Source organism: Actinosynnema sp. NPDC049800 (assembly GCF_040656635.1).
In the GTDB taxonomy this organism is placed as follows: domain Bacteria; phylum Actinomycetota; class Actinomycetes; order Mycobacteriales; family Pseudonocardiaceae; genus Actinosynnema.
In genome coordinates, this window is sequence record NZ_JBFAMT010000001.1 from 287410 (window position 1) to 298753 (window position 11344).

The following is an 11344-nucleotide window of genomic DNA, read 5'->3' on the forward strand; positions in this document are numbered from 1 at the left end:
GTGGGGCAGAATCGTCGCTCGTGAGCGAAGTTCTTGCGACGAGTTCCGCGACCGGTGTCGAGGAGCCCGACCTGGCCCGGGCCCGGGAAGGCGACGGTGAGGCGTTCACCCGCCTGGTCGAACCGCTGCGCCGGGAGCTGCACGCCCACTGCTACCGCATGCTCGGCTCCACCCACGACGCCGACGACGCCCTCCAGGACGCCCTGCTCCGGGCGTGGCGCGGGCTCGGCCGCTTCGAGGGGCGCAGCTCACTGCGCTCGTGGCTGTACACAGTGGCCACCCGCACGTGCCTGGACACCGCGGCGAGCCGTGGCCGGCGCGCGCTGCCGGTGGACCTCGGGCCGGCCAGCGAGCACGCGGTGGTCGACCAGGCGCCCGTGACCGACGTCGCCTGGCTCGGGCCGTACCCCGACGAGGGCCTGGGCGACGGCGGGCCGGCCGGGCGGTACGCGCGGCGCGAAGCCGTCGAGCTGGCCTTCGTCGCCGCCCTGCAACACCTGCCGGGCAACCAGCGGGCGGCGTTGCTGCTGTTCGAGGTGCTCGGGTTCTCCGCGGCCGAGATCGCCGCCATGATGAACACCTCGGCCACGTCGGTGAACTCCGCGCTGGCCCGAGCCCGCCGGGTGGTCGCCGAGAAGGTGCCCGAGCGCACCCAGCAGCAGAGCTTGCGGCTCATCGACGACGCGCGCCTGCGGCAGGTCGTGGCCGACTACGCCGGCGCGCTGGAACGCGGTGACGCCGACACCATGGTCGCGCTGCTGACCGAGGACGTCACCTGGTCGATGCCGCCGTTCCCGCACTGGTACCGCGGCATCGACGCGGTCCGCGACTTCGTCATGCGGGTGCCGATGGGCGACTGCCCGCCGTGGCGGCACCTGCCGACCGGCGCCAACGGCCAACCCGCCGTCGCCTGCTACCTGTGGGACGACGGCGCGGGCGCGTACGCGGCGTGGGCGATCAACGTGCTGACGCTGCGAGGCGACCTGATCCGGGAGGTCACGTCGTTCGTCGGCGCGGAGCACTTCCCGGCGTTCGGCCTGCCCGCCTCACTGCCGTGACGTCACCAGGCGGCGGCGCGCACCACCTCGTGCGCGATCTCCTCGACGGACCGGCCGTCCGTCGGGACGCGGACGGTGCCGGGCGGCGCGTCGGCGTCCAGCAGGCGTGCCATCGCCAGGCTCCGCTCGATGTGCGGCGCGAGCTGTGAGCCGATCTCACGGCGCGCGAGGCGTTCCCGGATCGTCGCCTCCGACGCGGTGAGCAGCACGAGGGTGGAGCGGACGTCTCCCTCCCCCAGGGCACGCCGGATCATCGGCTCCTCCAGCACGCTCACCGTGTTCGTGTAGACGAGCCGGTGCTGACCGAGCGCGGCGTAGTTGGCCCACACGGCGGCCAGGTTGCGCTCGGTGATCCCGGTGCGGTGCGGGTCGTCGGCGGGTGCGGGGTGGACCTGGTCGAGGAAGTCGCCCTCCACCAGGCAGTGCGCCGTCCCCCGCTGCCGGAGCACCTGGGAGACCTCCCACCCGACGCTCGACTTCCCCACACCGGCGCCGCCGCCGATCAACATCAGCTCACGCGTGGTCACGTCGGCCAGACTGCCACGATCAAGGGCCCGCGTGACACCGGGTTTCCGCCTGCTCCACGCACCGTCATGTGGCACGATCGCGCACGTGACCAGCACCTCCGCCGCGACGCAGCACCTGCGCGACCTGGCCCGGTTGCGTCGCGTCCGCGACCGGATGGACCGCGAGTTCGCGCAACCGCTGGACGTGGAGGCGCTCGCGCGCGGCGTGAACATGTCGGCCGGGCACCTCAGCCGCCAGTTCCGGCGCGCCTACGGCGAGTCACCGTACTCCTACCTGATGACGCGGCGCATCGAGCGCGCGATGGCGTTGCTGCGGCGGGGCGACCTCAGCGTCACGGAGGTCTGCTTCGCGGTCGGCTGCTCGTCGCTGGGCACGTTCAGCACGCGGTTCACCGAGCTGGTCGGCGTGCCGCCGAGCGAGTACCGGCGCGAGGCGACCGGCGAGACGGTGGGCATGCCCGCGTGCGTGGCCAAGCAGGTCACCAGACCGGTCAGGAATCGAGAAGCGTCCGCTTCGGACCCCACCTAGCGTGACCGCCATGGACATCAGCATCCACCAGACCTTCCTCCCGCAGGACGACCCGGACGCCGCGCTCGCCTTCTACCGCGACACCCTCGGCTTCGAGGTCCGCAACGACGTCGGCTACGAGGGCATGCGCTGGATCACGGTCGGTCCCGTCGGCCAACCCGACACGTCGATCGTGCTGCACCCGCCGGCCGCCGACCCCGGCGTCACCGACGAGGAGCGCCGCACCATCGTCGAGATGATGGCCAAGGGCACCTACGCCGGGATCAACCTGGCCACCAAGGACCTCGACGGCACGTTCGACAAGCTCCAGGCCGACGGCGCCGAGGTCGTCCAGGAGCCGACCGAGCACCCCTACGGCGTGCGCGACTGCGCGTTCCGCGACCCGGCGGGCAACCTGATCCGCATCCAGCAGCTGCGCTGACCCGCACGTCCCAGCGAGTGCCGCCCCCGCTCCGACGCCCGCAGGAGCGGGGCGACCGCACCCACCCGCCTACGCACCCAACCGCCTACGCGCCCGGCACCACCGGATGGAGACACGATGAGCAAGGCCACCAGGACGCAAGCGCAGTCGCCCGAGCCGTTCCTCGCCGACCGCCACGACCTGATCCGCGTGCAGGGCGCGCGCGTGAACAACCTCAAGGACATCAGCGTCGAGATCCCGAAACGCCGGCTGACGGTGTTCACCGGGGTGTCCGGCTCGGGCAAGAGCTCGCTGGTGTTCGGCACGATCGCCGCCGAGTCGCAGCGGATGATCAACGAGACCTACAGCGCGTTCGTGCAGGGCTTCATGCCCACGCTGGCACGGCCCGAGGTCGACGTGCTCGAAGGGCTGACCACGGCGATCATCGTGGACCAGGAGCGGCTCGGCGCCAACCCGCGCTCGACGGTCGGCACGGTCACCGACGCCAACGCCATGCTGCGCATCCTGTTCAGCAGGCTCGGCACGCCGCACATCGGCCCGCCCAACGCGTACGCGTTCAACGTGCCGTCGGTGAAGGCCAGCGGCGCGATCACGGTCGAGCGGGGCGGCAAGACCAAGGCCGAGAAGGCGACGTTCAACCGCCTCGGCGGCATGTGCCCGCGCTGCGAGGGCATGGGCGCGGTCAACGACTTCGACCTGACCGCGCTGTACGACGACAGCAAGTCGCTCAACGACGGCGCGCTCACCATCCCCGGCTACAGCATGGACGGCTGGTACGGCCGCATCTACCGCGGCTGCGGCTTCTTCGACCCGGACAAGCCGATCCGCAAGTACACCAAGCGGGAACTGCACGACCTGCTCTACAAGGAGCCGACCAAGATCAAGGTCGACGGGATCAACCTGACCTACTCCGGGCTGATCCCGCAGATCCAGAAGTCGTACCTGTCCAAGGACGTCGACGCGATGCAGCCGCACATCCGGGCGTTCGTGGAGCGGGCGGTGACGTTCACGACGTGCCCCGAGTGCGACGGCACGCGCCTGGCCAAGGAAGCCCTCGCGTCGAAGATCAAGGGCCGCAACATCGCCGACCTGTGCCGGATGCAGATCAGCGACCTGGCCGACTGGGTGCGCGAGCTCGACGAGCCGTCGGTGGCGCCGCTGCTGGTGAACCTGCGGCGGGCCCTGGACTCGTTCGTGGACATCGGGCTGGGCTACCTCTCGCTCGACCGGCCGTCGGGCACGCTGTCCGGCGGCGAGGCGCAGCGCACCAAGATGATCCGCCACCTCGGCTCGTCGCTCACCGACGTCACCTACGTCTTCGACGAGCCCACCATCGGCCTGCACCCCCACGACATCGAGCGGATGAACGCCCTGCTGCTCCGGCTGCGGGACAAGGGCAACACGGTGCTCGTGGTCGAGCACAAGCCCGAGGTGATCGCGATCGCCGACCACGTGGTCGACCTCGGGCCCAAGGCGGGCACGGGCGGCGGCGAGGTGGTGTTCGAGGGCACGGTCGAAGGGCTGCGCGGCTCCGACACCCTCACCGGGCGGCACCTGGACGACCGGGCGTCGTTGAAGGACTCGGTGCGGACGCCGTCGGGTGCGCTGGAGGTGCGCGGCGCCGACACCCACAACCTGCGCGACGTGGACGTGGACATCCCGCTCGGCGTGCTGTGCGTGCTCACCGGCGTCGCCGGGTCGGGCAAGAGCTCCCTGGTGCACGGCTCCGTGGCCGGCCGCGAGGGCGTGGTGGTGATCGACCAGGGCGCGATCCGCGGCTCGCGGCGCAGCAACCCGGCGACGTACACCGGCCTGCTCGAACCGATCCGCAAGGCGTTCGCCAAGGCCAACGGCGTGAAGCCCGCGTTGTTCAGCTCGAACTCCGAGGGCGCCTGCCCCACGTGCAACGGCGCCGGCGTCATCTACACCGAGCTGGGCGTGATGGCGACCGTCGAGTCCACCTGCGAGGACTGCGAGGGCAAGCGGTTCCAGGCGTCGGTGCTGGAGTACACGTTGGGCGGCAAGGACATCGCCGAGGTGCTCGCGATGTCCGCGATCGAGGCGGAGTCGTTCTTCGAGACGGGCGACGGGCGGGTGCCGGCCGCGCACAAGATCCTCGACCGGCTCGTGGACGTCGGCCTCGGCTACCTGTCGCTGGGCCAGCCGCTGACCACGCTGTCCGGCGGTGAGCGGCAGCGGCTGAAGCTGGCCACCCAGATGGCCGAGAAGGGCGAGGTCTACATCCTCGACGAGCCGACCACGGGCCTGCACCTGGCCGACGTCGAGCAGCTGCTCGGCCTGCTCGACCGGCTGGTCGACTCGGGCAGGTCGGTCATCGTCATCGAGCACCACCAGGCGGTCATGGCGCACGCGGACTGGATCATCGACCTCGGTCCCGGCGCGGGCCACGACGGCGGCCGGATCGTCTTCGAGGGCACGCCCGCCGACCTCGTGGCCAAGCGCGCCACGCTGACCGGCGAGCACCTCGCGGACTACGTCGGCGCCTGAGGCGCCGCACCGGTCAGGCCCCCGTTCCCGGTGGGCCTGACCGGTGTCGCCCGTGCTACGCCTTCGCCAGCCGCACCGCGGTCCACGAGACGGGCGGCAGGACGACCCGCAGCTCGCCGTCGGCGATGTCGGCGGTCTGCGGCTTCGGCACCACGCGGTCCGGGTCGGTCTCGGTGTTGGTGGCCGAGCCGTCCGGGTCGTGCACGGTCCACGCCTCGGCCACCTCGACGTCGCCGAACGCGGCCAGCGCGACCTTCAGCTCGACCGGCTCCGTCCGGTGCCGGTTGACCACGAACACCACCGTGTCGCCGGTCTCCTCGTCGTGCGTGGCGACCGAGTCGACCACCGGGACGTCGCCGAAGCGCTTGGTCTGGTACGTCGGCGAGGACGTCTCCACCCGCAGCACCTGACCCCGCGCCAACCGCGAGGTCAGCGCGAACGGGTGGAAGGTCGTCTGCCGCCACGCCGGGCCGCCCGGCTCGCTGCGGATCGGCGCGATCACGTTCACCAGCTGCGCCTGGCACGCCACGGCCACCCGGTCGCTGTGCCGCAGCAGCGAGATCAGCAGGTTGCCGACGACCACGGCGTCGGTGACGTCGTACTGGTCCTCGATGACCCGCGGCGCGACCTCCCACTCCGTGCGCGGCTCGGCCTGGAACCGCTTCATGTACCAGACGTTCCACTCGTCGAACGAGAGCGTGATCTTCTTCTTGCTCTTGAGCCGGGCGCCGACCGCGTCCGCGGTGGCCACCACGCTGTCGATGAAGTGGTCCATGTCCGCGGCGGAGGCGAGGAAGCTGTCCACGTCGCCGTCGATGACCTCGTAGTAGGCGTGCAGCGAGATGTGGTCCACCTCGTCGTACGCCAGCTCCAGCACGGTGGACTCCCACTCGCCGAACGTCGGCATGGACGAGCTGGAGCTGCCGCACGCCACCAGCTCCAGGTCCGGCTCGGCCTGCCGCAGCGCGCGGGCCGTCTCGGCGGCCAGCCTGCCGTACTCGTGCGCGGTCTTGTGGCCGAGCTGCCACGGGCCGTCGAGCTCGTTGCCGAGGCACCACAGCTTCACGCCGTGGGGCTTCTCGGAGCCGTTCTGGCGGCGCAGGTCGGAGAGGTGCGTTCCGCCGTCGTGGTTCATGTACTCGTGCACGTCGAGCGCCTCGGCGACACCGCGCGTGCCGAGGTTCACCGCGTACATGACCTCGACGTCGGCCTTGCGCGCCCAGCGGACGAACTCGTCGACGCCGACCTCGTTGGTCTCGAGGCTGTGCCAGGCCAGCTCACGGCGCACGGGTCGCTGCGAGGCGGGGCCGACGCCGTCCTCCCAGCGGTAGCCGGAGACGAAGTTGCCGCCGGGGTAGCGGACCAGCTCCACCCCCATCTCACGGGTCAGCTCCAGCACGTCGCCCCGGAAACCGTCCTCGTCGGCGGTCGGGTGGCCGGGTTCGTAGATGCCGGTGTAGACGCAGCGGCCCATGTGCTCGACGAACGACCCGAAGAGCCGGCGTCGCACGGGCGCGATGACGTAGTCGGGGTTGAGGGAAAGGGAGGCGTTGAGCACGATGCTCCTACTTCAGGGCGCCTGCCGTCGCACCGCTGCGCCAGAAGCGCTGCAGCAGGACGAAGGCGACGATGAGCGGGACGATGGCCAGCAGTGAGCCGGTCACCACGAGGTTGAACAGCATGCGGGTGCCTGCCTCCTGCTGCGCGGTGTTGAACCAGGTGGTCAGGCCGACGGTCAGCGGGTAGAGGTCGGCGTCGCTGAGCATCACCAGCGGCAGGAAGTAGTTGTTCCAGGTGGCGACCAGGGTGAACAGGAAGACGGTGACGATGGCCGGCCGCATCATCGGCACCGCGATCTGCCAGAAGATGCGCAGCTCGCCCGCCCGGTCGATGCGGGCGGAGTCGATCAGCTCGACCGGCACGCTCTCGTCCACGTAGACGCGGATCAGGTACGCGCCGAACGGGCTGAGCAGCGACGGCAGGATGACCGCCCACATCGTGTCGACGAGTTCCACTTCGGACAGGATAAGGTAGGTCGGCAGCACCAGCGCGGTGGCGGGCACCATGATCATGCCCAGCAGCGCCGTCTCGAACAGCCGCTTGCCCGGGAACCGGAACCGCGCCAGGCCGTAGCCCGCGGCCGCCGCCAGGGCCGTCGCGCCCAGCGCGCTCAGGCCCGAGTACAGCGCCGTGTTGACCAGCCACTTGCCGTACGCGCCGTCGTCCTCGCGGAACAGCAGCCCGATGTTCTCGAACAGGTTGAACTCGGCGAACCACAGCGCGGGGCTGTCGAGCAGGTCCGGCTGGCTCTTGGTGGCCGCGACGAGCACCCACAGCAGCGGGACGAGGAAGTACAGGATGCCCACGCCCATCAGCAGGTGCGGGAGCCGGGTCTTCACCTTCATGCGCGCTTCCCCCGCCGGCGGTTGTTGACGAACACGAACGCGTAGGCCACCACGAACACCAGGAAGCCGAGCGCGAAGGACAGCGCGGCGGAGTAGTGGAAGTCCGAGTAGGCGAACGCCTGGTTGTAGGCGTAGAGGTTCGGCGTGTACCCGGCCGAGATCTGCGGCGCGAACCGGGCCATGATCTGCGGTTCGGTGAAGAACTGCATGGTGCCGATGACGGTGAAGATCGCGGCCAGCGAGATGGCCTGCTTGATCGCGGGGACCTTGACCCGCAACGCGATCTGCACCGGCGTGGCGCCGTCGATCACCGCGGCCTCGTACATCTCGCGCGGCACGCCCTGCAGCGCCGAGTACAGGATGATCATGTTGTAGCCGGTCCACGCCCAGGTCACGATGTTGCCCAGCGACACCAGCAGCAACGAGACGCTGAAGAAGTCGATCGGGTCGCCGCCCACCAGCGTCGGCAGGTCGGCGAACGGGCCGAACGTGCGGCTGTAGAGGAAGCCCCACATGAGCGCGCCGACGACGGCGGGCACCGCGTAGGGCATGAACGCGATGAGCCGGAACGCCACGGCGAACTTCGTGGTCACGGCGTCCAGCACGAGCGCGCCCGCCAGCGCGATGCCGAGCATGATCGGGATCTGCACGAGTCCGAACAGGACGACCCGCAGCAGGCCGTCGAGCAGCAACGGGTCGGTGAACGCGCGCACGTAGTTGTCGAGGCCGCTGAACCGGGTGCCGAGGGCGAGGCTCTTGCTGGACAGGCTGAGCCAGAACGCGTAGCCCAGCGGCACGACGAGGAACGCGACGACGACGAGGAAGAACGGCAGCACGAACAGCGCCCCGGCCACCGGGTGCGCGGTGACCCGGCGTGACCGCTGACGCGCCCGGGATTCGACCGGTGCGGCGGCCGGCGGGTGGTCGGCCTCGGGCGCCGCGATCGGCGTGGACCGCGTCACGGTGAACCTCCTGACTTGGCCTGGGCCCGCCGCGGCGTCGAGCTCGCCGCGACGGGCCGCCGGAGCGTTACTTGCTGACCTTGAAGCCCTGCTGCTCGGCGTACGCGACGACGTTCTTCTGCGTCTCCTCCAACACCGTGCCCCACGGCCTGCTGCCCGACATGGCCTCGGCGCTGCGGTCGTTCAGCTCGCCGTACACGAAGTCCTGGAACGGCGTGAACTGGAAGTCGCCCAGCTTCTCCGACACCGGCACGAAGATCTCGTTCACCTTCTGGCCGTTGAAGAAGTCGTAGGCCTTGCCGGTGAACGCCGGGTCCGCCGCGACGTCCTTGACCAGCGGGTAGAGGAACGCCTTGTCCAGGCCGATCTGCCAGGCCGCGTCGGACTTGCCGAACAGCTCGCGCGCCACGGTGGTGGCGGCCTTCGGGTTCTTGGCCTGCTTGGTCACGGTGAACGTGGAGCCGCCCCAGTCGCCCTGCTCGTCGGCGCCCGCGGTCCACTGCGGCATCGGCGCGACCGCCCACTTGCCCGCGGTGTTCTTCAACGAGCCCGCCAGGTAGCCGGGCGTCCAGCCGGCCGCGGCCCACGTCCAGTACTTGCCGGAGTCCAGCGCGGCGGTGGCGTCGGCGGTGAAGAACGGGTCCTTGGCCATGAGGCCCTTGTCGACCAGGTCGCCGACCAGGTCGACCACCCGCTCGCACTCCGGCGCGGTCAGGTTGATCTTCACCTGGTCCTTGGCGGTGGTGTGCGAGTAGCCGTACGGGCGGCAGCCGGACTGCCACATCAGGCCGTTGAGCCAGCCGCCGTCGCTGCCGAAGCTCGCGATGTGCGCGGCCGGGTCGATCGCCTTGATCTTCACGGCCGCCTCGGCGTACTCGGCCCACGTGGTCGGCACGCCGATGCCGTGCTGGTCGAACAGGTCCTTGCGGTACATCAGCGCCATCGGGCCGCCGTCGACCGGGATCGCGTAGACCTTCTCGCCGTCGGTGGCCTGCTCCCACGCCCAGTCGGCGTACAGGCCCTTGTCCTCGTTGGCGCCGTGCTCACCCATGTCCGCCAGGGCGTCGAGGATGATGAACGTGGGGATCTGCTGGAACTCCACCATCGCCACGTCCGGCGCGCCCTTGCCCGCGGTGATCGCGGTCTTCAGCTTGGCGTAGTGGTCCGCCCCGGTGCCGGCGTTGGTCCACTCGACCTTGATGTCGGGGTGGCTGGCGTTGAACGCCTCGACCACCCCCTTGAACTCCGGGTACCAGGCCCAGACGGACACCGTCACGGGTCCGCCGTCGTCGCCGCCGGCCCCGCCGCACGCGGCCACGGCGAGCAGGCCGCAGGCGGCGAGCCCTCCTCGGAGTTTCGCCAACCAGGTGGTGCCGAGCATGAGTGCGCCTTTCCGTCGCGGCATGCGCCAGTGCATGCGCGACCGCGATCACGGTGCGTGAGCGAGACGTACAAGGTGTGCGTCGACCCCGCGAGGTGCGATCCGACGCCCTCGGGGTCGTGGTCCGGGTGTCGCGCCACGGCCGGCGGGTTCGGGGGAACCGACCGTGTTGCCACCGTGGCACCGGTATTGCTGCGCTGCAAAGCACTATGGACGGCGTTTTGCCGCGCTGCAAGACCTCACGTGAACTTAATCCAAACGAGATTTGAGACGGTTGTGGATCATCGGGCGGTCGGGGCTTGTCGCGGCGTTGGTCGGCGTGCACACTCCTTTGCAGCGCTGTAGCGGTGGGGCCGCCGCGCCGGTCCGACGGAGGAGAACGATGCGCGATGCCACGCTGCGTGACGTAGCAGAGCTCGCGGGCGTGTCCGCGCGGACGGTCTCGAACGTGGTCAACGGCTACGCCAGGGTCACCGAGCGGACCCGCGAGAAGGTGGAGCGGGCGATCGCGGAGCTGGGCTACCGGCCCAACGTGCTGGCCCGCAACCTGGCCAACGGCCGGTCCGGGCAGATCGCCGTGGTCGTGCCCTACCTGGACACGCCGTACTTCGCGGAGCTGTTGCAGGCCATCATCCCCAGGGCGCGCGAGCGCGGCTACAACGTGCTGATCGACCAGACCGACGGCGACCCGGCGCACGAGCGCGAGCTGATCCGGCGCGGCGCGCGGGCGCTGCTGTTCGACGGCATGATCTTCAGCCCGCTCGGGCTGGCCCAGGAGGACCTCGACGAGGGCGACCCGACGTTGCCGCTGGTCGTCCTGGGTGAGCGGTCGTCCAACGGCACGTTCGACCACGTGGGGATCGACGACGTGGCGGCGTCCCGCGAGGCCACCGCGCACCTGATCGGCCTGGGCAGGCGTCGGATCGCGGCCATCGGCGACCAGCCGTACCCGACCGGCGAGGCGGCGCAGCTGCGCACGCTCGGCTACCGGCAGGCGCACGCCGAGGCCGGGTTGCCGGTGGACGAGTCGTTGATAATCCACACCCCGAGGTTCAACCGGGCCGACGGTTCCGGCGCGATGCGCGTGCTGCTCGACCGGGACGACCCGCCGGACGCCGTGTTCTGCTACAGCGACCTGGTCGCGCTCGGCGCGCTGCACGAGGTGCTGGAACGCGGGCTGCGCGTGCCCGAGGACATCGCCCTCATCGGGTACGACGACATCGAGGAAGGCCGCTACTCCAACCCGACGATCAGCACCATCTCGCCGGACAAGGTGACCATAGCGACCACGGCGGTGGAACGGCTGCTCGCGCGCATCGACAGCAGCGGGCCGTTGCCGGGCATCGAGGTGCGCGCCGCGCACAAGCTGATCGCCCGGCAGAGCACCCTGGGCCGCACTCCCCACCCCTGACCCGAACGGCGGACCCGGGGGGGACCTGAGCGTTCGACACGCGGTCCCCGAGTCCAGGTCGCGCGGGTCCTGCGTTCGGCTGCCCCGAGTTCAACGCCCGGGTTGATGGGCGCGGCGGAAGAAAGCGCTTTCCCGAAGGGTT

At 70.5% G+C, this 11344-nt stretch carries 10 protein-coding genes; 5 read left to right on the top strand and 5 right to left on the bottom strand.

Annotated features, from left to right (window positions below; genetic code table 11):
* Positions 1 to 20: 20 nt before the first annotated feature.
* The gene (locus AB0I91_RS01360; protein WP_499634592.1) at positions 21 to 1058 is read left to right on the top strand and encodes a sigma-70 family RNA polymerase sigma factor; all 1038 of its coding nucleotides are present in this window, start codon (positions 21 to 23) and stop codon (positions 1056 to 1058) included.
* A 2-nt stretch (positions 1059 to 1060) separates the two neighbouring features.
* Here the strand turns inward: AB0I91_RS01360 and AB0I91_RS01365 are convergent, their stop codons facing one another.
* Positions 1061 to 1585 (bottom strand): hypothetical protein, encoded by a 525-nt coding sequence (locus tag AB0I91_RS01365; protein ID WP_498772197.1) that lies wholly within the window; start codon positions 1583 to 1585, stop codon positions 1061 to 1063.
* A gap of 85 nt (positions 1586 to 1670) precedes the next feature.
* Between AB0I91_RS01365 and AB0I91_RS01370 the strand changes: the two genes are divergently transcribed.
* The 3 genes from AB0I91_RS01370 (at position 1671) to AB0I91_RS01380 (ending at position 5043) form a co-directional block, all read left to right on the top strand.
* Positions 1671 to 2114 carry a helix-turn-helix transcriptional regulator gene (locus tag AB0I91_RS01370; protein ID WP_498772195.1) on the top strand — a complete coding sequence of 148 codons (444 nt, stop codon included), beginning with the start codon at positions 1671 to 1673 and terminating at the stop codon, positions 2112 to 2114.
* Positions 2115 to 2124: 10 nt separating this feature from the next.
* Positions 2125 to 2535, top strand: a complete 411-nt coding sequence (locus AB0I91_RS01375) for a VOC family protein (RefSeq protein WP_498772193.1) — start codon at positions 2125 to 2127, stop codon at positions 2533 to 2535.
* Between the two features lie 117 nt (positions 2536 to 2652).
* Positions 2653 to 5043, top strand: a complete 2391-nt coding sequence (locus tag AB0I91_RS01380; RefSeq protein WP_499634595.1) for an ATP-binding cassette domain-containing protein — start codon at positions 2653 to 2655, stop codon at positions 5041 to 5043.
* A gap of 55 nt (positions 5044 to 5098) precedes the next feature.
* On the opposite strand, the gene arfA is transcribed toward AB0I91_RS01380, so the two are convergent.
* From arfA to AB0I91_RS01400, 4 genes are all read right to left on the bottom strand, one after another.
* Positions 5099 to 6601: an arabinosylfuranosidase ArfA gene (arfA, locus tag AB0I91_RS01385; protein ID WP_498772189.1), complete on the bottom strand. Its 1503-nt coding sequence runs from the start codon at positions 6599 to 6601 to the stop codon at positions 5099 to 5101.
* Positions 6602 to 6608: 7 nt separating this feature from the next.
* Positions 6609 to 7448 carry a carbohydrate ABC transporter permease gene (locus tag AB0I91_RS01390; RefSeq protein WP_498772187.1) on the bottom strand — a complete coding sequence of 280 codons (840 nt, stop codon included), beginning with the start codon at positions 7446 to 7448 and terminating at the stop codon, positions 6609 to 6611.
* Complete coding sequence (locus AB0I91_RS01395; RefSeq protein WP_498772185.1) at positions 7445 to 8410, bottom strand: carbohydrate ABC transporter permease; 966 nt, start codon at positions 8408 to 8410, stop codon at positions 7445 to 7447. The genes AB0I91_RS01390 and AB0I91_RS01395 overlap by 4 nt, the downstream gene beginning before the upstream one ends.
* A gap of 67 nt (positions 8411 to 8477) precedes the next feature.
* Entirely contained in the window at positions 8478 to 9791 is a 1314-nt protein-coding gene (locus AB0I91_RS01400; protein WP_499611862.1) for an ABC transporter substrate-binding protein, read from the bottom strand.
* A 382-nt stretch (positions 9792 to 10173) separates the two neighbouring features.
* Between AB0I91_RS01400 and AB0I91_RS01405 the strand changes: the two genes are divergently transcribed.
* Positions 10174 to 11202, top strand: a complete 1029-nt coding sequence (locus tag AB0I91_RS01405; RefSeq protein WP_499634598.1) for a LacI family DNA-binding transcriptional regulator — start codon at positions 10174 to 10176, stop codon at positions 11200 to 11202.
* Positions 11203 to 11344 lie beyond the last annotated feature (142 nt).